General features: G+C 72.1%; 20 protein-coding genes and 1 pseudogene. 14 read left to right on the top strand and 7 right to left on the bottom strand.

Features of this window, described 5'->3' with window-relative positions; genetic code table 11:
* Nucleotides 1–105: 105 nt before the first annotated feature.
* Nucleotides 106–1,419 (bottom strand): ABC transporter substrate-binding protein, encoded by a 1,314-nt coding sequence (locus E1182_RS15950; protein ID WP_132265695.1) that lies wholly within the window; start codon nucleotides 1,417–1,419, stop codon nucleotides 106–108.
* Between the two features lie 219 nt (nucleotides 1,420–1,638).
* Between E1182_RS15950 and galT the strand changes: the two genes are divergently transcribed.
* Together galT and E1182_RS15940 are read left to right on the top strand one after the other, a co-directional pair.
* On the top strand, nucleotides 1,639–5,070 hold the full coding sequence (gene galT, locus E1182_RS33000) for a galactose-1-phosphate uridylyltransferase (protein ID WP_371687556.1): 3,432 nt from the start codon (nucleotides 1,639–1,641) through the stop codon (nucleotides 5,068–5,070).
* Nucleotides 5,071–5,235: 165 nt separating this feature from the next.
* On the top strand, nucleotides 5,236–6,612 hold the full coding sequence (locus E1182_RS15940; protein ID WP_132265693.1) for an NAD(P)/FAD-dependent oxidoreductase: 1,377 nt from the start codon (nucleotides 5,236–5,238) through the stop codon (nucleotides 6,610–6,612).
* A gap of 16 nt (nucleotides 6,613–6,628) precedes the next feature.
* Here E1182_RS15940 and E1182_RS15935 read toward each other — a convergent pair whose 3' ends face one another.
* On the bottom strand, nucleotides 6,629–7,651 hold the full coding sequence (locus tag E1182_RS15935; protein WP_132265691.1) for a LacI family DNA-binding transcriptional regulator: 1,023 nt from the start codon (nucleotides 7,649–7,651) through the stop codon (nucleotides 6,629–6,631).
* 259 nt (nucleotides 7,652–7,910) lie between these two features.
* Here E1182_RS15935 and E1182_RS15930 point away from each other — a divergent pair, with 259 nt between their 5' ends.
* The 11 genes from E1182_RS15930 (at nucleotide 7,911) to E1182_RS15880 (ending at nucleotide 20,659) form a co-directional block, all read left to right on the top strand.
* On the top strand, nucleotides 7,911–9,434 hold the full coding sequence (locus E1182_RS15930; protein WP_132265688.1) for a sugar ABC transporter ATP-binding protein: 1,524 nt from the start codon (nucleotides 7,911–7,913) through the stop codon (nucleotides 9,432–9,434).
* Complete coding sequence (locus E1182_RS15925; protein WP_132265686.1) at nucleotides 9,431–10,492, top strand: ABC transporter permease; 1,062 nt, start codon at nucleotides 9,431–9,433, stop codon at nucleotides 10,490–10,492. The genes E1182_RS15930 and E1182_RS15925 overlap by 4 nt, the downstream gene beginning before the upstream one ends.
* Nucleotides 10,482–11,534: an ABC transporter permease gene (locus E1182_RS15920; protein ID WP_132265684.1), complete on the top strand. Its 1,053-nt coding sequence runs from the start codon at nucleotides 10,482–10,484 to the stop codon at nucleotides 11,532–11,534. The genes E1182_RS15925 and E1182_RS15920 overlap by 11 nt, the downstream gene beginning before the upstream one ends.
* 37 nt (nucleotides 11,535–11,571) lie before the next feature.
* Nucleotides 11,572–12,651, top strand: a complete 1,080-nt coding sequence (gene rhaS, locus E1182_RS15915) for a rhamnose ABC transporter substrate-binding protein (protein ID WP_132265682.1) — start codon at nucleotides 11,572–11,574, stop codon at nucleotides 12,649–12,651.
* Between the two features lie 62 nt (nucleotides 12,652–12,713).
* Nucleotides 12,714–13,067 carry an L-rhamnose mutarotase gene (locus tag E1182_RS15910; RefSeq protein ID WP_132265679.1) on the top strand — a complete coding sequence of 118 codons (354 nt, stop codon included), beginning with the start codon at nucleotides 12,714–12,716 and terminating at the stop codon, nucleotides 13,065–13,067.
* Nucleotides 13,064–14,245 carry an L-rhamnose isomerase gene (gene rhaI, locus E1182_RS15905; RefSeq protein ID WP_132265677.1) on the top strand — a complete coding sequence of 394 codons (1,182 nt, stop codon included), beginning with the start codon at nucleotides 13,064–13,066 and terminating at the stop codon, nucleotides 14,243–14,245. Before E1182_RS15910 ends, rhaI begins: the two co-directional genes overlap by 4 nt.
* 33 nt (nucleotides 14,246–14,278) lie before the next feature.
* Nucleotides 14,279–16,312: a bifunctional aldolase/short-chain dehydrogenase gene (locus tag E1182_RS15900; protein ID WP_132265675.1), complete on the top strand. Its 2,034-nt coding sequence runs from the start codon at nucleotides 14,279–14,281 to the stop codon at nucleotides 16,310–16,312.
* 66 nt (nucleotides 16,313–16,378) lie between these two features.
* The gene (locus E1182_RS15895; protein WP_132265672.1) at nucleotides 16,379–17,815 is read left to right on the top strand and encodes a rhamnulokinase family protein; all 1,437 of its coding nucleotides are present in this window, start codon (nucleotides 16,379–16,381) and stop codon (nucleotides 17,813–17,815) included.
* Entirely contained in the window at nucleotides 17,815–18,588 is a 774-nt protein-coding gene (locus E1182_RS15890; protein ID WP_132265670.1) for a (Fe-S)-binding protein, read from the top strand. The genes E1182_RS15895 and E1182_RS15890 overlap by 1 nt, the downstream gene beginning before the upstream one ends.
* Complete coding sequence (locus E1182_RS15885) at nucleotides 18,585–20,015, top strand: lactate utilization protein B (protein ID WP_132265668.1); 1,431 nt, start codon at nucleotides 18,585–18,587, stop codon at nucleotides 20,013–20,015. The genes E1182_RS15890 and E1182_RS15885 overlap by 4 nt, the downstream gene beginning before the upstream one ends.
* The gene (locus E1182_RS15880) at nucleotides 20,012–20,659 is read left to right on the top strand and encodes an LUD domain-containing protein (RefSeq protein ID WP_165942622.1); all 648 of its coding nucleotides are present in this window, start codon (nucleotides 20,012–20,014) and stop codon (nucleotides 20,657–20,659) included. The genes E1182_RS15885 and E1182_RS15880 overlap by 4 nt, the downstream gene beginning before the upstream one ends.
* A gap of 109 nt (nucleotides 20,660–20,768) precedes the next feature.
* Here the strand turns inward: E1182_RS15880 and E1182_RS15875 are convergent, their stop codons facing one another.
* The gene (locus tag E1182_RS15875) at nucleotides 20,769–21,263 is read right to left on the bottom strand and encodes a MarR family winged helix-turn-helix transcriptional regulator (RefSeq protein ID WP_305792128.1); all 495 of its coding nucleotides are present in this window, start codon (nucleotides 21,261–21,263) and stop codon (nucleotides 20,769–20,771) included.
* Nucleotides 21,264–21,344: 81 nt separating this feature from the next.
* Between E1182_RS15875 and E1182_RS15870 the strand changes: the two are divergent.
* Nucleotides 21,345–22,166, top strand: a pseudogene (locus tag E1182_RS15870) (EamA family transporter); the annotation flags it as partial.
* 62 nt (nucleotides 22,167–22,228) lie between these two features.
* On the opposite strand, the gene E1182_RS15865 reads toward E1182_RS15870, so the two are convergent.
* The 4 genes from E1182_RS15865 to E1182_RS31135 all read right to left on the bottom strand — a co-directional run.
* A complete protein-coding gene (locus E1182_RS15865) occupies nucleotides 22,229–22,840 on the bottom strand; it encodes an ATP/GTP-binding protein (protein ID WP_132265664.1) in 612 nt (203 codons plus the stop codon).
* A complete protein-coding gene (locus E1182_RS15860; protein ID WP_132265662.1) occupies nucleotides 22,821–23,192 on the bottom strand; it encodes a DUF742 domain-containing protein in 372 nt (123 codons plus the stop codon). Before E1182_RS15860 ends, E1182_RS15865 begins: the two co-directional genes overlap by 20 nt.
* A gap of 8 nt (nucleotides 23,193–23,200) precedes the next feature.
* Nucleotides 23,201–23,614, bottom strand: a complete 414-nt coding sequence (locus tag E1182_RS15855; RefSeq protein ID WP_132265659.1) for a roadblock/LC7 domain-containing protein — start codon at nucleotides 23,612–23,614, stop codon at nucleotides 23,201–23,203.
* A gap of 30 nt (nucleotides 23,615–23,644) precedes the next feature.
* Nucleotides 23,645–23,895 (bottom strand): hypothetical protein (locus tag E1182_RS31135; RefSeq protein WP_165942621.1); only part of this gene is annotated, 251 nt, incomplete at its 5' end.

The raw sequence follows: 23,895 nt of genomic DNA, 5'->3' as shown, positions 1-23,895 counted from the left end.
GTGGGGGAGAGCAGGGTCATCGCCGGGCCCTTTCCTGACAGCCGGTGAACCCCGGATCGGCGGGGGCCGGGCGGGACACCAGTCGGCGTCCCGCCCGGCCGACGCTCATCCGGTGACGGTGAAGCCGACGTTCTTCATGTCGTCGACCGTGGTCTTCTGCATGGTGCTCAGCGCCGCGGTGAACGCGGCGGCGTTCCTGGACTCCGCGGCCTTGGCGAAGGCGTCGCTGTAGGCGCTGTAGGTCACGTTCACGTTCGGGCCGTAGGTGAACGGGTTCGCGATCTTCGACGCTTCCTCGGCGATCTGGTAGAAGTCGGGTTGGTTCGCGAAGAACGCCGGCGGCGAGGTGAGCGCCGTGCTGGTCGCCTCCTTGGCCGACGGGTAGACGTTCACGTCCGAGACCAGCAGCTTGAGGGCGGCCGGGTCGCTGTTGAGCCAGGCGATGAACTTAGCGGCCTGCTTCTTGTGCTTGCTCTGCGTGGTCACGCTGGTGGCCGAGCCGCCCCAGTTGCCGGTGGCCGGTTTGGCCGCGTCCCACTGCGGCAGCGGGGCGACCTTCCACTTGCCCAAGGTGTCCTTGGCGTTGCCCTCCAGCACGCCCGGGCCCCAGACCGCGCTGACCCAGCCGACCTGGGTGCCGTCGTTGAGCGCGGCGTTCCACTCCGGGGTGTACATCGGCTTGTTGTCGATGACGCCCTCCTGCACCAGCCCGCCCCAGTAGCCGGCCACCTTGCGGGTGGCCTCGTCGTCGATGGCGACGGTCCAGGACTGGCCGTTCACCCCCCACCAGGAGGCCCCGGCCTGCTGGGCGAGCCCGGCGAACCAGCCCGGGTCGGTGGCCGAGAAGGTGCCGAGGTACTGCTTGGGATTCGCCCTGCGGATCCTGCGGGCGGCTTCGGCGTACTCGTCCCACGTCTTCGGCGGGGTGATCTTGAGCCTGTCGAAGACGTCAGCGCGGTAGTAGAAGAGCAGCGGGCCAGAGTCCTGCGGGACCCCGTAGACGGCCTCGGAGCCGAGGGTCACGCCGTTCCACGCGGACTCCGGGAACCTGTCCTTGAGGGAACCGACCTCCTTGGCGATGTCGGCGATGGCGTCGGCGGAGACCAGCGTGGGGATCTTCTGGTACTCGGCCTGCATGATGTCGGGTGCGCCGCTGCCCGCCTTGATGGCGGTGAGCAGCTTGGTGACCGCCTGGTCGCCGCCGTCCTGCTTGTTGACGGTGACCTGGATGTCGGGGTTGGCCGCGTTCCACGCCGCGGCCACCTTGTCCATGTTCGGCGCCCAGCTCCAGTAGGTGAGTTCGACCTTGCCGCCGGTCGTGCCGCCGCTCGGGTCGTCGTCCGACCCGCTGCAACCGGCAGCCGACACCATGACCAGCGCCGTGAGTGTCGCCACAAACGGTGCGAATTTTCTGTTCATTGGTCCTCCTTGATCGGCGTGACCGGTGCGGGGACTGGCTGGGGCACACGCCCGCCCGGGATGATCGGCGCCGGAACGGAACCTGTAACCGGTTACAGTGATGCGGCCCAGCCGGCGTGTCAAGACCTTGTTTTTCTCCCGGCAGGTGCCGGTATCTTGGGCCCCTCAGGGCACCCCCATGACCTGTGACCGATTACAGTCGACGTATCCGGAGGGCTGATGATCACCGATCCGTTGCCGTGGCCCGCGCCGCTCTCCGTGCGTCACCGACCCTGGGCGGCGCCGCTGCGTCGACCCCGGATGAGCAACGACGAGGACGCCCGCCCCGGGCTGTCGCTGACCGACCGATACCTGACCCGCGACGGCACCCCCGTCATCCCGGTCTCCGGCGAGCTGCACTACAGCCGCGTCCCCCGGCACCGCTGGGCCGAGCGCCTGCGGCAGATGCGCGCGGGTGGGATCACCGTGGTGGCCACCTACGTCATCTGGATCCACCACGTCGAACGCCGCGACACCCCGCGCTTCGACGGCAACCTCGACGTCGCCGCCTTCGTCGACCTGTGCGCCGAGACCGGCCTCGACGTGGTCCTGCGCATCGGCCCCTGGTGCCACGGCGAGGTCCGGAACGGGGGCTTCCCCGACTGGGTGCAGCGGGCACCGGTACGGCATCGAACCGACGACCCCGAATACCTGGAACTGGTCCGGGAATGGTGGGGCCAGCTCGCCGCCGCCCTGGCCGGTCGCTGCTCCCGGGCGGGCACGGTGCTCGGCATCCAGTTGGAGAACGAGCTGTACGACCAGCCGAAGCACCTGGTCACCCTCAAACGACTGGCCCGCGAGGCCGGTCTGTCCGCGCCACTGTGGACAGCTACCGCCTGGGGCGGCGCGGACCTGCCCGAGGGCGAGGTGCTGCCCCTGTACGGCGGCTACGGTGACGGCTTCTGGGTGGACGCCGACGCCCCCTGGGACCCGACCTTCCGGGACCACTACTTCTTCTCCCATGTCTGGGACGACCCCGGCATCGGTGCCGACGTACGCCGCGCCCAGGACGGCGGTCCGGAGCAGGCGCCGCCCCGCCACCCCTCGCCACTGTTCCCGCCCGCGACCTGCGAGCTGGGCGGCGGCATGGCCACCGCCTACCACCGGCGGCCGCGTCCCACCGCACTCGACGTCGCCGCCATCGCCCACTGCAAGATCGGCAACGGCTCGGCCTGGCAGGGCTACTACATGTACGCCGGCGGCACCAACCCGCCCGGTGACGCCGGGATGCAGGAGTCGCACGCCACGCGCTACCCCAACGACATGCCCCGCCTGGGGTACGACTTTCACGCCCCGATCGGCGAGGCCGGCACCCTGGCCCCCAGCCACGCCGAACTCCGGCGCCAGCACGCCTTCCTGGCCGCCTTCGGGCCACGCCTGGCCGAGATGCCCTCCAGCCTGCCAGCCGTGCGGCCGTCCGGCGTGACGGACGACCGTACGCTGCGCTGGGCGCTGCGCAGCGACGGCCGCAGCGGCTTCCTCTTCGTCGCCTGGCACCAGCCGCACTGTCCGCTGTCCGCCTACCGCGGTGCCCGCTTCCGGATCGCCCTCGACGACGCCGAGATCGTGTTGCCGTCGCGCCCGGTGGACATCCCCGTCGGTACGCTGGCCCGCTGGCCGGTCAACCTCACCGCGGGCGGCGTGCGCCTGGCCTGGGCCACCGCCTCGGTGCTGACCCTCCTGCCCGGCGCGGTACCGACCCTGGTGCTGGTGGCCGAGGCGGGCATCGACCCCGAGTTGGCCGTCGACGGCGGCGCCCGGGTCCGGCAGGTCACGCCCGGCTTGGCCCCGATCCGACTCACCACCGACACGGGCGAGCTGGACGTGCTGGTCCTGCCGGCCGAAGCCGCCGATGCGATCTGGGTCTGCGAGGACGGTGGACGGCGGCTGCTGCTCAGCGACGACGACCTGCGGTGGGGGCCGGACGGCCGGGTCACGGTCGCATCGACCGGAGTGCCCCGGGTACGCGCGTACGACCCGCACCGGGGGGCCTTCACCGAGTTGGTCTTCCCGCCGGGTCCGGTGCCGCCCGCAGTGGACGCCGCCGTGGAACTCCGGCACCCGGCGGCCGTCACGGTCCCGGTCACGTACGGCAGCCACGACGGCCGCGAGTCGGCACCGACGCCCGAGGTCTTCGACGAACTCGCCGCCGGCTACCGGCTCGGCCTGCCGGACTGGGCGACCGACCCGGCACACGACGCGCTGCTGGAGATCGACTGGGTCGGCGACGTCGGAGTGCTGCGGGTCGACGGGCGTGCCGTCACCGACCGGTTCTGGGACGGCTCCCGCTGGATCGTCAACCTCCGCGACATCGGCTACCGCGACGGCAGCGAGGTCACCCTGCACCTGCTTCCGCTCGCGGCGGACGCACCGGTCTGGTTGCCGCCGGCCGCCCGTGACCGCCTGGCCGGCACCGGCCCCCGGTTGCTCACCGTCGACCGGGTGCGCGTCGTCGCGCGCCGTACCGTCACCGAACCCGAGCGGGTGCACCGGGTCCGCAGGACGGTGCGGCGGATGGCCGACGGCCGGGAGATCATCTACTTCGACGACACCGAGCCGTACCTCTGCGGCGGCAAGGAGCGTACGGCGGTCGACACCCGGACGCTGCCGCCCGCCGACGAGGTGGTGCGGGGCGCCTCCCAGACCCGGTACGACCCGTTGACCGGCGAGTGGATCGCCATGGCGGCCCACCGCAACAACCGCACCTTCCTGCCCGCCGCCGACCAGGATCCGCTGGCGCCGACGGTGCCGGGCGGCTTTCCCACCGAGGTGGCCGAGCCCACGTACGACGTGGTGGTCTTCGAGAACCGGTTCCCGTCCTTCTCGCCCCGTGTCGGCGGCGACCCGGGGCTGGTGGACGACGACCCGCTCTGGCCGGTACGCCCCGCCAACGGCCGTACCGAGGTAATCTGCTTCTCGGCCGAACCGGAGGGCTCGTTCGGGTCGCTCAGCCCGCACCGGGCCCGCACCGTGATCGAGGCGTGGGCGGACCGGACCGAGCAGTTGGGCCGGCTGCCCGGCGTCGCGCACGTCTTCGTCTTCGAGAACCGGGGTCGGGAGATCGGCGTGACGTTGCCGCACCCGCACGGGCAGATCTACGCGTTCCCGTTCGTGCCGCCGAAGGTGGCCCGGATGCTCGAGATGGCCGCCCGGCACCGCGAGACCACCGGCGGGGCGCTCTTCCGCGACGTGCTCGACGCCGAGCGACGCGCCGGCAGCCGGGTGGTGGTGACCTCCGCGCACTGGACCGCGTACGTGCCGGCGGCCGCCCGCTGGCCGGTCGAGGTGCACCTGGCGCCGCACCGGGACGTGTGCGACCTGCCCGACCTGACCGGGTCCGAACGCGACGACCTGGCCCGGATCTACCTGGACGTGCTGGGCCGGCTGGACCGGTACTACCCGGGGCCGGACCCGCTGCCGTACATCGCCGCCGTGCACCAGGCGCCCACCCACACCGGGCGTGACCTGTTCCGCCTGCACCTGCAGGTGTTCTCGATCATGCGGGCGCCGGGACGGCTGAAGTACCTGGCCGGGGTCGAGTCGGCGATGGGCGCCTGGATCAGCGACACCACACCCGAGCGCATCGCGGCCCGGTTGCGCGAGGTGGGCTGACGTGGCAGCCGCGCCGGTCGGTCCGGCACAGTCAGGCGCCGGCCGGTCGGTGTGCGACCATCGTCGCGCGGCCGGCCGGCCGACCGGTCCCGCCCCGCAGGTCCGCGCGGGTACCGGTCGGCGGCGGGCCGGCGCAGCCCCTTCCTCGTACCTTTGGAGAGCAGGATGCCCCTCTCGCCGGCTCGGGTCTTCGCCACGTTGAACGCGGCGCGACCGCCCGACCAGGCGTCCCCGGTGATGGGCAAGGCCGTCGTGCTCGGCGGCAGCGTCGCCGGGCTGCTGGCCGCCCGGGTGCTGTCCGATTACGCCGAGCACGTCGTCGTCATCGACCGCGACGACCTGGCGGTCCCTGGCGGGCGGCCCGGCGTTCCACAGGGGACGCAGCTGCACGCGCTGCTACCCGGCGGCCTGATCCAGTTCGAGCAGCTCTTCCCGGGGTTCCGGGAGCAGGCCCTGGCCCAGGGGGCGGTCGAGGCGCCCCCCGAGGCCCGGCGGAGCTACCTGGACGGCCGGCTCAAGGTCGTCGTGCCCGACGACGCCGACAGCCTCTCGGGCAGCCGCCCCCTGCTGGAAGGGCTGATCCGCCAGCAGGTGCGGCGACTGTCCAACGTCACGACCGTCACCGCCCGCGCCACCGGCCTGCTGTTCGGCGACGCCGGGGTCACCGGAGTGCGCTGCGACGTCGACGGGGTGCCGCGAGCCGAGCAGGCCGAATTCGTGGTGGACGCCATGGGACGATCGAGCCGGCTGTCCGAGTGGCTGGAGCAGGGCGGTTGGGACCGGCCCGCCACCCGGCGGATGACCGTGCACCTCAACTACGCGACAGCCGTGTTCCGACGCGACGAGCCACAGCCGACGTTTCCGATCGTCCTGGCGCTGCACAGTCCCGGTAGGCCGGCGGACGTGGCCGGGGCGGCGTTCTTCGCCATCGAGAATGGCCGGTGGATGGCCATGATGGCCGGTTACCAGGACAGTCGCCCGGGGCGAACCGCCGACGACTTCGTCCGCCGGCTGCGTGAGCAGTTCCCGCCGGAGTTCGGCGAGGTCGCCGACAACGAGATGCTCGGCGACGTCCAGACCTACCGCCACGCCGACAGCCGGCGCCGCGACTTCAACGCGCTGCGGCGGTTTCCGGCCCGGCTGGTCAGCGTCGGCGACGCGGTGGCGTCCTTCAATCCGGTGTACGGGCAGGGGATGACGGCGGCCGCCCTGCACGCGGCCTGCCTGTCGCTGTACCTGCGGTCCCGCCCGGACCTGGACGTGCCCGCCCGCCGCTTCCTCGACCTGCAGCAGGTCGTGGTCGAGGCCGCCTGGTCGACCTCGACCTCGGCGGACCTGGCGCTGCCGCACGTCGACGGCCCTTATCCGCGCGGTTACCGGTTGTCCAGCTGGATCAGCCGGCAGATCCTCACCGCCACCGTCACGGACGTGCGGGTGGCGCGGCGGTTCAACGAGGTCGTCTCCATGCGGGAGCACCCGAGTTCGCTGGCCACACCCGGGGTGATCCTGGCTGCGCTGCGCGCCAACCGGCGGCACGGGTGACCGGGCGGCGTGGCGGTCAGCGCCGGGGCCGATCGCTGGAGTGACGCACGACGAGCTGCGGTTGGAACACGACGTGCCGGTGACGGTGCGTCGCGCCGTTCTCGGCCTCCTCTATCAGCAACTGGGCTGCCGTACGCCCCAGCTGCTCGCGCGGCTGGCGCACCGACGACAGCGGGACCGCCGCCGCCCCGGCGAACTCGATGTCGTCGTAGCCGACGATCGCGATGTCGTCGGGCACCCGCAGCCCGCGCGTGGTCAGCTCCTGAAGCACGCCGAGCGCGATCAGGTCGTTGGCGCAGAACACGGCGGTCGGGCGCTGCCGCCGGGGCAGGCTGACGAGTTCGGCGGCGGCCCGCCGGCCGGCGGACACCGTCAGCGTGTCGGTGGCGGCCACCCGCAGCTCGCCGGGTTCGCCGTACGCCGCCAGGGCCGCCGCCGCGCCGGCGTGCCGGTCGGCAACCTGAGGGATCGAGAAGGGCCCGCCGAGGTACGCGATGCGGCGGTGGCCCTGCGCCAGGAGGTGGTCCATGGCGAGCCGGCCGCCCAGCACGTCGTCCACCGCGACCGAACAGCAGCTCGCGCCGCCGGACCCGCGGTCGACCAGGACGACCGGGATGCCCCGGTTGTTCAGGCGCTGCAGGTGGGGCTGGCTGCCGAGGCCGACCGGGGTGATGAGGACCCCGCGTACCCGCTGCTCCTCCAGCAGCTCCAGGTGTCGGCGTTCCCGGGCCCGGTCCTCGCCGCTGCTGCAGACCACGAGCATGGCGCCGGCCTCCTCGACCACCTGCTCAGCGCCCCGGACCACGTCGGTGAAGAAGGGATTGGCCACGTCGAGCACGACGATGGCGATGGTGCGGCTGCGCCCGGCGCGCAACTGCCGGGCGGAGTCGTTGCGGACGTAGCCCAGCTCGGCGATGGCGTCGAGGACCCGCTGCCGGGTGGCGGGAGCGACCCGGTTGGGTCGGTTGAGCACGTTGCTCACGGTGCCCAGGGACACGCCGGCGTGCCGCGCCACCTCCTTGATGCTTGCGGCTGCCATGGCTCCCTCGACGCGCTGTGCTGGTGTACGACAATGCCGGCCCGCCCGTGGTCGGGGAGTCCAAAACTACCTGAAATGTTTCACCGTAGGTTTCGGAGGGCGGCCGGAAGGCTCATCGAGAGGTCTCCATCTGGGCCGTTGCGCTGTCTCGGGTCGGTGAGAAAGCCCAGCAGCAACTTCCGCGACACTCTTGACGCTCTGCGAGTGAGCCCCTAGCGTCCTAGCGCAAGCTGCATGAAACGATTCAGGAGGGGGTCGAATGAGCCCCGACGCAGGCACGATCACCTCACCCCCGCTCCTCGTTCTCGACGACATCGCGAAGTCGTTCGGCGCCGTCGCCGCGCTGCGGGGGGTGCACCTCGAACTTCATCCGGGCGAGGCGCACGCCCTGGTCGGTGAGAACGGCGCGGGCAAGTCGACCCTCGTCAAGATCCTCGCCGGCGCCCATGCGCCGGACTCGGGCCGGATGACCCTGGACGGCGAGCCGCTCCTGCTGCGGGGCCCCGCCGACGCCCGGGCCGCCGGGATCGCCGTCATCTACCAGGAGCCGACGCTGTTTCCGGACCTCACGGTCGCGGAGAACATCTTCATGGGCCGGCAACCCCTGCGGAGCCTGCGTCGGGTCGACATCCGGGAGATGAACCGCGCGGCCGAGCAGTTGTTCGCCCGCCTCGGCGTCCGGATCGACCCCGCCCGTCCGGCGCGCGGGTTGTCCATCGCCGACCAGCAGCTCGTCGAGATCGCCAAGGCGATCTCCTTCGACGCCCGTGTCCTGGTGATGGACGAACCGACGGCGGCGCTCTCCGGCGTGGAGGTCGAACGGCTCTTCGGCGTCGCCCGCTCGCTCTGCGCGCGTGGCGCGGCGGTGCTGTTCATCTCGCACCGCTTCGACGAGGTGTTCGACCTGTGTCAGCGACTCACCGTGCTGCGCGACGGAGCCTGGGTCTCCAGCGACCCGACGGCCGACCTCACCGTTGGCGAGGTCGTGCGCCGCATGGTCGGCCGGGACGTCGACTCGCTGTTTCCGAAGCAGGACGCCGTGCGGCGCGACACCCTGCTGGAGGTACGCGGGCTCAGCCGTGCCGGCGTCTTCTCCGACGTGTCCTTCCACGTCCGTGGCGGGGAGATCGTGGCCCTCGCCGGGTTGGTCGGGGCCGGGCGCAGCGAGGTGGCCCGGGCCATCTTCGGCATCGACCCTTACGACACCGGCGAGGTCCGGGTGGCCGGCAGGGTCCTGCCGGCGGGCAGCGCCGCCAAGGCGATCGGGGCCGGCCTGGCGCTCGTACCCGAGGACCGGCGTCAACAGGGCCTGGTCATGGAGCTGTCGGTCGAACGCAACGCCACCCTGGTTCGCCGTGGGGCGCTGGCCCGGCTGGGCCTGCTGTTCGGTGGCGCGGAGCGGGCCGAGGCGCGGCAGTGGAGCCGCCGGTTGCGGGTGAAGACCTCCCGGCTCACCGCCGCGGTGGGCACGCTGTCCGGCGGCAACCAGCAGAAGGTCGTCCTGGCCAAGTGGCTCGCCACCCGTCCCCGGGTCCTCATCGTCGACGAGCCCACCCGCGGCATCGACGTCGGTACCAAGTCCGAGGTCCACCGGCTGCTCTCGGAGCTGGCCGGGGAGGGAATGGGCATTCTCATGATCAGCAGTGAGCTGCCGGAGGTGCTCGGCATGGCCGACCGGGTCCTGGTCATGCACGAGGGTCGGCTGGTCCGCGAGCTGTCCCGCGACGAGGCCGACGAGACGTCCGTCATGTTCGCCGCGACCGGTCAGGGAGCGACCGCATGAGCCGCACCGACACCAGCGTCGCCGACCGGCCCACCGGCGTCCCGTCGCCGGACGCGAGCCGCTCCGGCCGCGGCCTCACCGAGCGGCTGCTCGCCGTCCGGGAGTTGAGCCTGCTGCTCGCGCTGGGCGCGCTGATCCTGGTCACCACGCTGTACAACGACCGTTTCCTCGGCAGCCAGAGCATCATGGACCTGCTGCTGGGCTGCGCGATCCTGGTGATCCTGGCGGTCGGGCAGACCCTGGTCATCGTCACCCGCAACGTCGACTTGTCCGTCGGGTCGATCCTGGGGTTGGTCGCCTTCGCCACCGGCGAGCTGTTCCTCGCCGCGCCCGGCACGCCGTGGCCGGTCGCGCTCGTGACCGGCGTCGCGCTCGGTGCGGTGTGCGGGGCCGTGAACGGCGGCCTCATCGCCGTGGCCAAGGTCCCCGCGCTGGTCATCACCCTGGGCACCCTCTACGCCTTCCGTGGCGTCGACTACTACTGGGCGGCCGGTCAGCAGATCAACGCCGCCGACATGCCCCGGTCGTTCCTGCGCCTGGGTAACCAGACACTGTTCGGCGTGCCCGTCCTGTTCCTGGTCGCGCTGGTCGTCGTCGCGGTCGCCGGTTTCTACCTGCGGTCCTACCGCAGCGGCCGGGAGCTGTACGCCATCGGCTCCGAGCCGGCGGCCGCCCGGTTGTCCGGCATCCCGGTCGGCCGGCGGGTGTTCGCCGTCTTCGTCGCCAGCGGAGCACTCGCCGGTCTCGCCGGGGTGCTGTACGCGGCCCGGTTCGGCACGCTCGACGCGGCTGCCGGTACCGGCCTGGAGCTCCAGGTCGTCGCCGCCGCGGTGGTCGGTGGGGTGGCCATCTTCGGCGGCAGCGGCAGCGTCTACGGCGCGGCGCTCGGTGCCGTCCTGCTGACCACGATCGGCAGCTCGCTGGCGGTCCTGCGCATCGATCCGTTCTGGCAGCAGGCCGTGGTCGGCGCGCTCATCCTCGCCGCCATCGGTCTGGACCGGGTCCTGGCCATCCGCACGGCGGCCCGGCTCCGAGGGAGGAGCGCACATGTCGCATGACACCCTGACTCCGGCGCCGCCGGTCGCCGGGCGCCAGTCGGGCCGCCTGGCCGGCTTCGGCGCGGCGCTCGGGTCCTGGGACGCGGCGATCGTCGCCGGGCTGGTCGCCGCCGTGCTGGTGGCCAGCGCTGCGGTGCCGAACTTCGCCACCGGCCGCAACGCCCAGTTCCTCCTGCTGGACCTGGTGCCGCTGGCTCTGCTCGCGCTGCCGATGACGCTGATCATCGTCACCGGTGAGATCGACCTGTCAGTGGCCAGCATGGTCGGCCTGTGCAGCTCCCTGATGGGCCAGTTGTGGCTGTCCAGCGGACTGTCGCTGGAGCTGATCTGCGTCCTGGTGGTGCTGCTGGGCGCCCTGCTCGGCGCGGTCAACGGCGTGTTCGTCACCGGCTTCGGCCTGCCGTCGCTGGCGGTGACCATCGGCACGCTCGCCCTGTACCGAGGGCTGTCGTTCGTGGTCCTCGGCGACCAGGCGGTCGCGGACTTCCCGGCCGACTGGACCGCCGCCGTGGTGCGGCCGATCCCCGGCACGTCCATCCCCGTCATGGTCGTCCCGGTGCTCCTGCTGGCGCTGGTGTTCGGCGTCGTCCTGCACGCCACGCCGGCGGGGCGGGCACTGTACGCCATGGGCAACAACAGCGAGGCCGCCACCTTCGCCGGGGTGTCGGTGGCCCGGACGAAGTTCTGGCTGTTCGTGGCCTCCGGAGCGGTCTGCGGGCTGGCCGGCCTCTTCTGGACCCTCCGCTACGCCAGCGCCCGCGGGGACAATGCCACCGGCCTGGAGTTGACCGTGGTGACCGCCGTGCTGCTGGGCGGCGTGTCCATCTTCGGCGGCCGGGGTCGGCTGCTCGGCGTGGTGGCCGGCGTCCTGCTCCTCGGTGTCGTCCGCAACGCGCTGCAACTCGCCGACGTCGACGCCAACGCGCTGACGATCGTCACCGGCACCCTGCTCATCGCCTCCGTGGTCCTGCCCAACGCGGTCCGGGACATCCGCGCCCGGCTGCACCGACGACGGCACCACACGCGGGTCACCGCGCCGTGACCGTCTCCCTCCCCCCACCTCCCCCGGAAGGACGTCGATGAACTCCCTTTTCCGGCTCCGCCTCGGAGCCACCGCGCTCACCCTGACCGCACTCCTCCTCGGCACCGCCGCCTGTGGCGGCACCACCCGCGACAACGCCGGCGGCGACTCCGGCGGCAGCCAGGCCAGCGGCGCCGCGAACCCGGATGCCCCGATCAAGGAAGGTCTCAAGATCGCCTTCCTGCCGAAGCAGGTGAACAACCCGTACTTCACCACCGCGGACAATGGCGGAAAGGAGGCGGTCACCGAGGTCAAGGGCGAGTTCAAGGAGGTCGGCCCCTCCGAGGCCAGCGCCTCGTCCCAGGTCAGCTACATCAACACCCTGTCCCAGCAGGGCATGGACGTCATCGTGACGTCGGCGAACGACCCGAACGCGATCTGTGGCGCGCTGAACCAGGCCAAGGCCGCCGGCGCGAAGATCGTGACCTTCGACTCGGACACCAAGCCGGAGTGCCGGCAGGTCTTCGTCAACCAGGTGACCGCCCAGGGCATCGCGGAGAACCAGGTCAAGCTCATCTCCGAGCAGATCGGCGGCGAGGGCGAGATCGCCATCCTGTCGGCGACCGCCAACGCCACCAACCAGAACGCGTGGATCGCGCTGATGAAGGAGGAGTTGAAGAAGCCGGAGTACGGCAAGGTCAAGTTGGTCACGGTCGCCTACGGCAACGACGACGACCAGAAGTCCTTCCAGGAGATGCAGGGCCTGCTGCAGGCGTACCCGAACCTGAAGGGGGTCATCTCCCCGACCACGGTCGGTGTCGCCGCCGCCGCCCGCTACCTCAGCGGCTCGCAGTACAAGGGCAAGGTCAAGCTGACCGGCCTGGGCACCCCCAACCAGATGCGCGAGTACGTCAAGGACGGCACCGTCGACGCGTTCGCCCTGTGGAACCCGGCCGACCTCGGCTACCTCGCCGCGTACGCCGGGGCGGCCCTCGCCTCCGGCCAGATCAGCGGCGCCGAGGGCGACAGGTTCACCGCCGGCAGGCTCGGTGAGTTCACCGTCGGCAAGGACGGGGTGGTCGTCCTCGGCCCGCCCACGGTGTTCGACAAGAGCAACATCGACAAGTTTAATTTCTGAGCATCCCCCCGGTCGGTGCCGCCGTCGTGGCCGGCACCGACCGGGCCGTCGATGGGAGAGCCATGCCCCGCATCTGCTTCACCCTCCAGGTCGACCCGACCCGGCTGGACGAGTACCGCGCCCGTCACGAGCGGGTCTGGCCGGAGATGCTCGCCGCTCTGGCCGAGAGCGGGTGGCACGACTACTCGCTGTTCCTCCGCGAGGACGGCCTGCTTGTCGGGGTGCTGACCACCGACGACTTCGCGGCGGCCCAGGCGGCGATGCAGGACCGCGACGTCAACGCCCGCTGGCAGGCCGAGATGGCGCCCTTCTTCCTCAACCTTGACGACGAGACCGCGGACCGGGCCATGCGACCGCTGGACGAGGTCTTCAACCTCGACGCGCAGCTCGCCGCCCAGAAGGGAGAGCAGGCATGACGCAGCTCGACACGCCGACCCGGGAGCGGGTCACGCAGGCCCTGCGCGCACAGCGCATCGAGACCCCCTCCTGGGCGTACGCGAACTCCGGCACCCGGTTCAAGGTCTTCCCCCAGGAAGGCGTGCCACGCAACCCGTACGAGAAGATCGCCGACGCGGGCGTGGTGCACCGCCTCACCGGCGTGGCGCCGACGGTGGCCCTGCACATCCCGTGGGACCGCGTCGACGACTACGCCGACCTGGCGAGCTACGCCGCCGACCAGGGCGTCGGGCTCGGCGCGATCAACTCCAACGTTTTCCAGGACAACGACTACAAGCTCGGCAGCGTCACCAACCCCGACCCCGGCGTGCGCCGCAAGGCGATCGACCACCTGCTCGAGTGCGTGGACGTCATGGACGCCACCGGCTCGCGCGACCTCAAGCTGTGGTTCTCCGACGGCACCAACTACCCCGGCCAGGACGACTTCCGCAATCGGCAGGACCGGCTCGCCGCCGCCCTGCGGGAGACCTACGACCGGCTCGGCGACGACCAGCGGATGCTGCTGGAGTACAAACTGTTCGAGCCGGCCTTCTACACCACCGACGTGCCCGACTGGGGCACCGCGTACGCGCACTGCCTGGAACTCGGGCCGAAGGCGCAGGTGGTCATCGACACCGGGCACCACGCGCCCGGCACGAACATCGAGTTCATCGTGGCGTTCCTGCTACGGGCCGGGAAGCTGGGGGCCTTCGACTTCAACTCCCGCTTCTACGCCGACGACGACCTGATGGTCGGTGCCGCGGACCCGTTCCAACTGTTCCGCATCATGTACGAGATCGTCCGCGGCGACGCCCTGCGCCCGGAGGCCGGCATCGCGTTCATGCTCGACCAGTGCCACAACATCGAGCCGAAGATTCCCGCGATCATCCGCTCGGTGCTCAACGTCCAGGAGGCCACCGCCAAGGCGTTGCTGGTCGACGCCGACGCGCTCGCCGCCGCCCAGCAGGCCGGTGACGTGCTCGGCGCCAACGCGGTGCTGATGGACGCGTACCACACCGACGTGCGGCCGCTGCTCGCCGAGCTCCGCGCCGACCTGGGCCTGGACCCCGACCCGATGGCCGCCTACGCCCGCTCCGGCTACTTCGAGAAGATCCGCGCCGAACGCGTCGGCGGCCAGCAGGCCGGCTGGGGCGCCTGAGCACACCGATAACGCAGACAGGGGACATGAACCATGCACTCCGAGGTTCAGGCGCTCGTCGCCCGTAGCAACCGGCTCGGCGCCGACCCGACCACGACCAACTACGCCGGCGGCAACACCTCGGCCAAGGGCGAGACCACCGATCCGGTGACCGGTGGCCCGGTCGAGTTGCTGTGGGTCAAGGGATCCGGCGGCGACCTCGGCACCCTCGCCGAGGCAGGTCTGGCGGTGCTCCGGCTCGACCGGCTGCGTGCCCTGGTCGACGTCTACCCGGGAGTCCACCGGGAGGACGAGATGGTTGCCGCGTTCGACTACTGCCTGCACGGGCGGGGCGGGGCCGCGCCGTCGATCGACACGGCCATGCACGGACTGGTCGACGCCCCACACGTCGACCACCTGCACCCCGACGCCGGCATCGCCATCGCCACCGCCGCCGACGGACCCGAGCTGACCAAGGAGATCTTCGGCGACCGGGTGCTCTGGGTGCCGTGGCGGCGGCCCGGCTTCCAGCTCGGCCTCGACATCGCCGCCGTGGCGCGGGCCAACCCGCAGGCGATCGGCGTCATCCTCGGTGGACACGGCATCACCGCGTGGGGTACGACCAGCGAGGAGTGTGAACGCCACTCGCGGGAGATCATCCGTACCGCGCAGGCGTACCTCGACGAGCGCGGCCGGGCGGAGCCGTTCGGCGCGGTGGTCGAAGGCTACGAGCCGCTGCCGCCGGCCGGGCGGCGGGCCCGGGCCGCGGCGCTGGCACCCGTGTTGCGCGGTCTGGCCAGCACCGACCGCCCGCAGGTCGGGCACTTCACCGACAGCGACGTGGTGCTCGACTTCGTCGCCCGCGAGCGGCACCCCGCGCTCGCGGCGCTCGGCACCTCCTGCCCGGACCACTTCCTGCGTACCAAGGTCCGTCCGATGGTGCTCGACCTGCCGCCGACCGCGCCGCTGGCCGACACCGTCGCCCGGCTCAGGGAGCTGCACGCCGCCTACCGGGACGACTACCGCGCCTACTACCAGCGTCACGCCGGTCCGGACAGCCCGCCGATGCGCGGCGCCGACCCGGCGATCGTGCTCATCCCCGGCGTCGGCATGTTCAGCTACGGGGCCAACAAGCAGACCGCCCGGGTCGCCGGGGAGTTCTACGTCAACGCGATCAACGTGATGCGCGGTGCGGAGTCGGTGTCGCGGTACGCGCCGATCGACGAGGCGGAGAAGTTCCGCATCGAGTACTGGGCGCTGGAGGAGGCCAAACTCGCCCGGATGCCCAAGCCGAAGCCGCTGGCCACCCGGATCGCCCTGGTCACCGGTGCCGGCTCCGGCATCGGCCGGGCGATCGCTCACCGGCTCGCCGCCGAAGGCGCCTGCGTGGTCGTCGCCGACCGGGACGTCGCCGCCGCCGAGCGGGTCGCCGGCGAGCTGGGCGGCGACGACGTCGCGGTGGCCGTACCGGTCGACGTCACCGACGCCGAGGCGGTGGCCGCCGCGGTCCGCGCGGCGGTGCTCGCCTACGGCGGGCTCGACCTCGTCGTCAACAACGCCGGACTGTCGTTGTCCAGGTCGCTGCTGGAGACCACCGAGACGGACTGGGACATCCAGCACGACGTCATGGCCAAGGGTTCCTTCCTGGTCTCGCGGGAGGCCGCCCGGGTCCTCATCGAGCAGGGGATGGGCGGGGACATCGTCTACATCTCCAGCAAGAACTCCCTGTTCGCCGGCCCGAACAACGTCGCGTACGGTGCGGCCAAGGCCGACCAGGCACACCAGGTGCGGCTGCTCGCCGCGGAGCTGGGCGGGCACGGCGTCCGGGTCAACGGCGTGAACCCCGACGGTGTGGTGCGCGGCTCCGGCATCTTCGCCGGTGGCTGGGGTGCGCAACGGGCCGCCGTCTACGGCGTGCCGGAGGAGAAGCTGGGCGAGTTCTACGCCCAGCGCACCCTGCTCAAGCGGGAGGTGCTGCCCGAGCACGTCGCCAATGCGGTCTTCGTGCTCACCGGCGGCGAGCTGTCCCACACCACCGGCCTGCACATCCCGGTCGACGCGGGGGTCGCCGCGGCCTTCCTCCGCTGACCGGCAGCTCGGCGGAACCAGCCATGACAGACAGGGGAGTCCGATGAGTGACCGGCACGGTACGCGGTGAGCGGCGCGGTCACGGTCGCCGCCGTCGACCTGGGGGCGTCCAGCGGCCGGGTGATGGTCGGGCACGTCGACGGTGACCGGATGGAGTTGGCCGAGGCGCACCGCTTCACCAACGAGCCGGTCCGGGTCGGCGACACCCTGCACTGGGACATCCTGCGCCTGTGGCACGGCGTGCAGACCGGCCTGCGGGCCGCCGGTCCGGTGGCCAGCGTCGGCGTCGACTCCTGGGCCGTCGACTACGGGCTGCTCGACAGCGCCGGGGCGCTGCTCGGCAACCCGGTGCACTACCGCGACGCGCGTACCGACCAGGTGGCCGACCAGGTGGCGCGGCAACTCGGCCCGGAACGGCTCTACGCCACCACCGGGCTGCAACAGCTGCCGTTCAACACCCTCTACCAGTTGGTCGCGGCGGCCGGTACGCCGCAACTGGCCGCCGCCGACCGGCTGCTGCTCATCCCGGACCTGATCACGTACTGGCTCACCGGGCGGATCGGCGCCGAGCGCACCAACGCCTCCACCACCCAGCTGTACGACCTGCGGCGGCGGGCCTGGGCCACCGAACTGATGGCCGACGCGGGCATCCCGGCCGACCTGTTCCCGCCACTGCACGACCCGGGCACCCGGGTCGGCCCGGTCCGACCCGACCTGGGCCTGCCCGGCGCGCCCGAGGTGGTGGCGGTCGGCTCCCACGACACCGCGTCCGCCGTCGCCGGTGTGCCGGCAGCGGGGGAGCGGTTCGCCTACATCTCCTGCGGCACCTGGTCCCTGGTCGGGGTCGAACTGGACGCTCCGGTGCTCACCGAGGCGAGCCGGCGGGCCAACTTCACCAACGAGTCCGGCGTCGACGGCACCATCCGCTACCTGCGCAACGTGATGGGTCTGTGGCCGCTGCAGGAGTCGCTGCGTGCCTGGGGCACCACCGACCTGCCCGAGCTGGTGCGGCAGGCCGCCGGGGAACCGGCCCTGCGCCGCGTCGTCGACCTGGACGACCCGGTGTTCCTGCCCCCCGGCGACATGCCGGCCCGCATCGCCGACGCCTGTGGGCGCGCCGGCGAGCCGGTGCCCGACAGCCGGGCCGCCACCGTACGATGCGTCATCGACAGCCTGGCGCTGGCCCACCGGCGGGCGGTGCGCCAGGCCCAACAGCTCTCCGGCCGGGACGTCGAGGCCGTGCACGTCGTCGGCGGCGGCGCCCGCAACGAGCTGCTCTGCCAGTTGACGGCCGACGCCTGCGGACTACCGGTGATCGCCGGGCCGGTCGAGGCCACCGCGCTCGGTAACATCCTGGTACAGGCCCGCGCCGCCGGTGTGGTCGGCGGTGACCTGGCGGCCCTGCGGTCCCTGCTGCGCGAGACCCAGCGCCTCGTCCGGTACGAGCCGCGGGGCGACCAGCCGGCCTGGCAGGCCGCCGAACAGCGGATGGGTGGTGGATGATGCGGGTCGCGTTGTTCGTGACGTGCCTGGCCGACACCCTGTTCCCGCAGGCGGCGATCGCGACGGTACGGCTGCTGGAGCGCCTCGGTCACGAGGTCGTCTTCCCCGAGGGGCAGACCTGCTGCGGGCAGATGCACGTCAACACCGGCTATCCGGGTGACGCGCTGCGGCTGGTGCGCCGACACGTGCGGGTCTTCGCCCCGTACGACGTGGTGGTGGCCCCGTCCGGCTCCTGCGTGGGGTCGGTGCGCCACCAGCACGCCACGGTGGCCCGGGGCGCGGGGGACGAGCGGCTGGCGGGGCGGGCCGAGGACGTCGCCGCCCGCACGTACGAGCTGTCGGAGTTCCTGGTGGACGTGCTCGGGGTGACCGACGTGGGCGCGTACTACCCGCACCGGGTGACGTACCACCCGACCTGCCACTCGCTGCGGATGCTGCGGGTGGGGGACCGGCCGTTGCGGCTGCTGCGCGCGGTGCGTGGGCTGGACCTGGTGGAGTTGCCGCAGGCGGAGCAGTGCTGCGGCTTCGGCGGCACGTTCGCGGTGAAGAACGCCGACACCTCCACCGCGATGCTCGCCGACAAGATGCGTCACGTGCTCGCCACCCGGGCCGACGTGTGCACCGCCGGGGACGCCTCCTGCCTGATGCACATCGGCGGCGGTCTGTCCCGGCTGCGCGCCGGGGTCCGGACGGTGCACCTGGCCGAGATCCTGGCCAGCACCGAAGCCGTCCCCGCCGACGCCCCGGCACCGACCACGGGAGGTACGAGATGACCCGGTCCTTCCTCGGCATGCCGGCCACCGCGCCGCCCGGTGTGGGGCACCTACGCGGCACCGAGCCGTTCCCCGCCGCCGCCCGGCGGGCGCTGGCGGACGCCCAGCTGCGCCGCAACCTCGGCCACGCCACCGCCACCATCCGGGGTCGGTCGGCGGCGGTGATCGGTGAGGTGCCGGACTGGCCGGGACTGCGGGCCGCGGGTCGGGCCATCAAGACCGACACCATGGCCCGACTGCCCGAGTTGCTGGAACAGCTGGAGGCGGCGGTGACCGCGGCCGGCGGCACGGTGCACTGGGCGGCTGACGCGGTGCAGGCAAACCGGATCGTCACCGACCTGGTCCGGGCCACCGGCGCGGACCGGGTGATGAAGGTCAAGTCGATGGCCACCCAGGAGATCGGCCTCAACGAGGCTCTGGAGGCCGCCGGGATCGAACCGGTCGAGACCGACCTCGCCGAGCTGATCGTGCAGCTCGGCGACGACCGGCCCAGCCACATCCTGGTGCCGGCGATCCACCGCAACCGCTCGGAGATCCGGGAGATCTTCCTGCGGGCGATGCCGGGCGTGGACCGGGCGCTCACCGACGAGCCGGCGGCCCTGGCCGCCGCCGCGCGGCGGCACCTGCGCCAGACGTTCCTGAGTACCCGGGTGGCCGTCTCCGGGGCGAACTTCGCCGTCGCCGAGACCGGCACCCTCGCGGTGGTCGAGTCGGAGGGCAACGGGCGGATGTGCCTCACCCTGCCGGAGACCCTGATCACCGTGATGGGCATCGAGAAAGTCATCCCCACCTGGCGGGACCTGGAGGTCTTCCTCCAGTTGCTGCCCCGGGCGTCCACCGGGGAGCGGATGAACCCCTACACCTCGATGTGGACCGGCATCACCCCGGGCGACGGGCCGCAGGCGTTCCACCTGGTGCTGCTCGACAACGGGCGCAGCGCGGTGCTGGCCGACCCGGTCGGCCGGCAGGCGCTGCACTGCATCCGCTGCTCGGCCTGCCTGAACGTCTGCCCGGTGTACGAACGCACCGGCGGGCACGCGTACGGGTCGGTCTATCCGGGGCCGATCGGCGCGGTGCTCTCCCCGCAGCTCACCGGCGTGGCGGACAATGCCTCCCTGCCGTACGCGTCGTCGCTCTGCGGTGCCTGCTACGACGCCTGCCCGGTGATGATCGACATTCCGTCCATCCTGGTCCACCTGCGCGGCCAGGCGCCCCACCCGAAGGCCGAGGCGACGGCGATGGCCGCCGCCGCGTACACGATGGACCATCCGGCCCTGTACGCGGCCGCGCAGCGCGCCGCGCGGCTGGGCCGGCTCGCCGGCCGGCGGGGGCGCGGCCTGCCGCCGCCGCTGTCCGGCTGGACCGCCAGCCGCGACCTGCCGGAGCCGCCACGGCAGACCTTCCGCCAGTGGTGGGCCGAGCGGTGAGCGCACGGGAGGTGATCCTCGGCCGCCTGCGGGCCGCCCTCGGCGGGCCGGTGCCGGCGCCGGCCGAGGTGGCGCGGGACTACCGTGGCCCCGGGTCGGCCGTCGTCGACCTCGACCTGTTCGTGGAGCGGCTCACCGACTACCGGGCCACCGTGCACCGGTGCGCCGACGCCGACGTCGCCCGCACCGTCGACGCGGTGCTCGGCGGTCGACGGGTCGTGGTGCCGCCCGGACTGCCCCGGCACTGGCTGCCCGACAGCGTCACCGCGGTACCGGACGACGACCTCGGCGTCGACGTGGTCGCCGCCGCCGACGGGGTGGTCACCGGGGCGGCGGTGGCGGTCGCCGAAACCGGCACCATCGTGCTCGACGCGGCTGCTGACCAGGGCCGCCGGCTCATCACCCTGCTGCCCGACGTGCACGTCTGCGTGCTCCGCGCCGACCAGGTCGTCGCCACCGTGCCGGACGCCCTCGCCCGCGTCGATCCGGGTCGGCCCCTGACCTGGGTCAGCGGACCCTCCGCCACCAGCGACATCGAACTCAGCCGGGTCGAGGGCGTCCACGGTCCCCGCAACCTGCATGTCGTCCTCGTTGCCGCCGAGCCGGGGACGCCGGTCGACCGGGAGCCCGAAGCCCGGGGCTAGGTGTGTGCGGAGGGCTGGCCGGGGTCGCCGAGGTGCTGACCGCGCCCTCGGGGCCGGGAAAGCCGAGAGGTGCGGCGGTCGCCGGATGGTCCGGTGCCGGTTGGTGGGTTCAGCGGGTGTCGCCGAGCGACTCCAGCAGGTCCCGAAGCAGACCGGCCAGGGCCGCGCGGTCGGTGGGGGGCAGCGCGGCCAGCAGCCGGTGCTCGGTGGCGACGTGGTCGGGCAGGACCTGTTCGACGAGGGCCATGCCCTCGTTGGTGAGAGCGACCGTCACCGCCCGGCGGTCCTGCTCGCTCGGCGTGCGGGTCACCAGCCCCCGCGCTTCCAGCCGGTCGAGGCGCTGGGTCACCGCTCCCGAGGTGACCATCGCGTCCCGCATCAGTTCGGTGGGGGTAAGCCGGTGCGGTGGCGGGCTCCGCCGGAGGGTGGCGAGGACGTCGAAGGATGCGGCGTCGAGCCCGTGCCGGGCGAATGTCCGGTGCAGTTCGGCGCCGACGAGCCGGGACAGGCGGGACAGCCGCCCCAGGACGGCCATTGGGGACACGTCGAGATCCGGTCGCTGTGTCTTCCACTGGTCGAGCACATGGTCGACGTGATCTGCCACCCCACCACGCTACACGATGTCTTAGCGGTGAGATAATTCACCTCTCCGTCAGATGTCTTAGTGCTGAGATAAATTGGCTTAGTGCTAAGCAAACGTGTCGGCGTTCTTCTTCTGACCTCGGTGGCGCCGCTGGTGTGGGGGAGCACCTACCTGGTCACCACCGCGCTCCTGCCGCCGGAACGACCCCTGCTGGCGGGCGTGGCGCGGGCCCTGCCCGCCGGCCTCGTTCTCCTCGCGTTGACCCGGCGGCTACCGACCGGGGCATGGTGGTGGCGGGCCCTCGTCCTCGGAGCGCTCAACATCGGGGCGTTCTTCGCCCTGCTGTTCGTCGCCGCGTACCGGCTGCCGGGCGGCGTCGCCGCGACCGTCGGAGCGATCCAGCCGCTGCTCGTCGCCAGCCTGGCCGCGGGCCTGCTCGGACTGCCCCTGTCCCGGCGTACCCTGACCGCTGGCCTCGCGGGCCTGGTCGGGGTCGGCCTGCTCGTGCTGCGGGCCGAGGCGCGACTGGACGCCGTGGGCGTGGTGGCCGCTCTCGGCGGGGCGGCGTGCATGGCCCTCGGCGTGGTGCTCAGCAAGAGGTGGCCGTCGCCGGCGCCGGTTCTGGCCACCACGAGCTGGCAGCTCGTCGCCGGTGGCCTGCTGCTGGCGCCGGTCGCCCTCGTCCTCGAGGGAGCCCCACCCGCCACGGTGACTCCCGCCAACCTCGCGGGCTACGCGTACCTCGGCGTAGCCGGCGCGATGCTCGCCTACCCGCTGTGGTTCCGTGGCATCCGGGCCCTGTCCCCGACCGAGGTGACGTTTCTCGGCCTGCTCAGTCCTCTCGTCGCGACCGCACTCGGCTGGCTGCTCGTCGACGAACGCCTCACCGCCGTGCAGGCCGTGGGCGGCCTGATCGTCCTCGGCGCCGTGCTGGTCGCACAGACGCGGCCCTCCCGCACGATGCCGGCGGGTCCGCTCCGGACGTCTCAGGAACCGGCGGGTTGCGGGTCGCCGGCCCGGCTGCGCGACTTGCGGACGTGCTCGATCAGGGTGATGAGCACGTCCTTCGAGGACTCCCGCTGCCGGGCGTCGCACAGCATCACCGGCACGTCCGGGTCGATGCTCAAGGCCAGCTTCACCTCGTCGAGGCTGTACCGGCGGGCCTCGTCGAAGCAGTTCACCGCGACGATGAACGGCAGATGGTGCCGCTCGAAGTAGTCCACCGACGGGAAACAGTCGGCCAGTCGCCGGGTGTCGGCCAGCACGACCGCGCCGAGGGCGCCGTGGGCCAGCTCGTCCCAGACGAACCAGAACCTGTCCTGCCCGGGGGTGCCGAACAGATACAGCACCAGGTCCTCGCCGAAGCTGATCCGACCGAAGTCCATCGCCACCGTGGTGGTCGACTTCGACTCGACGCCGGCGAGGTCGTCGACGCCGATGCCCTTCTCGGAGAGGATCTCCTCGGTGCGCAGCGGTGCCGTCTCACTGACGGAACCGACCAGGGTGGTCTTGCCGACGCCGAAGCCGCCGGCTATGAGGATTTTGGTAGCTGTCGGGAGGGCGGTGCCGCCCTCGCCCTCAGAGTGCCCGGATTCCATTGATCAGTGCCTCGAATACGCTGTCGTCGGGGAGGGTGGTGTGCGGCTTGGGCTCGATGACCTTGACGAGCCGCCGTGCCAGCAGATCGTCGAGGAGAACACGGATCGTTCCCAGGGGAAGACCGAGGTGAGCGGCGACCTCTGCCAGCGCCAGGGGGCGTTGGCAGAGGTTGACGATGGCGATGTGCTCCGGCCCGATCCCCACCTCCAACGCCGGCGCCGGCTGCGCGGCGACCACCTGCGAAATCACGTTGAAGCGGTTCTGCGCCGCCGCGCGGCCCCTGGTCATCGCGTAGGGCCGCACGACCGGTCCGGCCGCGTCGTCCACCCACAGTGGCTCCGAATCCGGCATGGCCACCCCTACCCTCCGATGGGCTGTGCGGACCGCGCCGGGGACTCCAGGAACTTGCCGACCCGGACCACCAGTGTGGCCATCTCGTAGGCGATCAGACCGACGTCGGCGTCCTCCGTGGCCAGGACCGCCAGGCACGCGCCGTGCCCCGCGGCGGTGACGAACAAGAACGCCGACTCCATCTCGATGATGCTCTGCCGTACGCTGCCGCCGCCGAACCGCTTGCCGGCACCCTTCGCCAGGCTCTGGATCCCGGAGGCGATCGCCGCCAGGTGCTCCCCGTCGCCGTTGCTCAGCCCGGTGGAGGAGGCGACGAGCAGCCCGTCCACGGACAGAACGATCGCGTGCCGGGCCTGCTGCACCCGTCCGACCAGTTCGTCCAGCAACCAGGCCAGATCATTGGTCGATCTGTGCTGTACCACTTCCCGTTTCCTCTTTCTGGCAGTGTTGGATCAGGTTGCCGCCGACCCGTTCGGGTCGGGCTCGTCGAGGAGTCGCTCGGCCTCGGCGCGGCCGGCGCGCGTCCCGCTCTGGTACGAAGCCATCGTGCGGCGTACCTGCTCGGGTGACCGGGGCTCCTCCGCCGTGGGTTCGGGCTCGCCGGCGGGGCCGGCGCTGTCCTTCAGCTGCGGGGCGATGTGCGCCTGACGTACCCGTACCGGCAGGCCGCCGGGGGTGCGGGCGTCCTGGGCCGGGCCGGGCG

Source organism: Micromonospora sp. KC721 (assembly GCF_004348355.1).
In the GTDB taxonomy this organism is placed as follows: domain Bacteria; phylum Actinomycetota; class Actinomycetes; order Mycobacteriales; family Micromonosporaceae; genus Micromonospora.
Note: the sequence above shows the minus strand (reverse complement) of the source record. Positions and strands in the feature narration are given on the sequence as shown.

Bases quoted from the DNA above. Each gene is read 5' to 3' on its own strand.
- E1182_RS15950 (WP_132265695.1), bottom strand. From the start codon at position 1,419: ATGAACAGAAAATTCGCACCGTTTGTGGCGACACTCACGGCGCTGGTC.
- galT (WP_371687556.1), top strand. From the start codon at position 1,639: ATGATCACCGATCCGTTGCCGTGGCCCGCGCCGCTCTCCGTGCGTCAC.
- E1182_RS15940 (WP_132265693.1), top strand. From the start codon at position 5,236: ATGCCCCTCTCGCCGGCTCGGGTCTTCGCCACGTTGAACGCGGCGCGA.
- E1182_RS15935 (WP_132265691.1), bottom strand. From the start codon at position 7,651: ATGGCAGCCGCAAGCATCAAGGAGGTGGCGCGGCACGCCGGCGTGTCC.
- E1182_RS15930 (WP_132265688.1), top strand. From the start codon at position 7,911: ATGAGCCCCGACGCAGGCACGATCACCTCACCCCCGCTCCTCGTTCTC.
- E1182_RS15925 (WP_132265686.1), top strand. From the start codon at position 9,431: ATGAGCCGCACCGACACCAGCGTCGCCGACCGGCCCACCGGCGTCCCG.
- E1182_RS15920 (WP_132265684.1), top strand. From the start codon at position 10,482: ATGTCGCATGACACCCTGACTCCGGCGCCGCCGGTCGCCGGGCGCCAG.
- rhaS (WP_132265682.1), top strand. From the start codon at position 11,572: ATGAACTCCCTTTTCCGGCTCCGCCTCGGAGCCACCGCGCTCACCCTG.
- E1182_RS15910 (WP_132265679.1), top strand. From the start codon at position 12,714: ATGCCCCGCATCTGCTTCACCCTCCAGGTCGACCCGACCCGGCTGGAC.
- rhaI (WP_132265677.1), top strand. From the start codon at position 13,064: ATGACGCAGCTCGACACGCCGACCCGGGAGCGGGTCACGCAGGCCCTG.
- E1182_RS15900 (WP_132265675.1), top strand. From the start codon at position 14,279: ATGCACTCCGAGGTTCAGGCGCTCGTCGCCCGTAGCAACCGGCTCGGC.
- E1182_RS15890 (WP_132265670.1), top strand. From the start codon at position 17,815: ATGCGGGTCGCGTTGTTCGTGACGTGCCTGGCCGACACCCTGTTCCCG.
- E1182_RS15885 (WP_132265668.1), top strand. From the start codon at position 18,585: ATGACCCGGTCCTTCCTCGGCATGCCGGCCACCGCGCCGCCCGGTGTG.
- E1182_RS15865 (WP_132265664.1), bottom strand. From the start codon at position 22,840: ATGGAATCCGGGCACTCTGAGGGCGAGGGCGGCACCGCCCTCCCGACA.
- E1182_RS15860 (WP_132265662.1), bottom strand. From the start codon at position 23,192: ATGCCGGATTCGGAGCCACTGTGGGTGGACGACGCGGCCGGACCGGTC.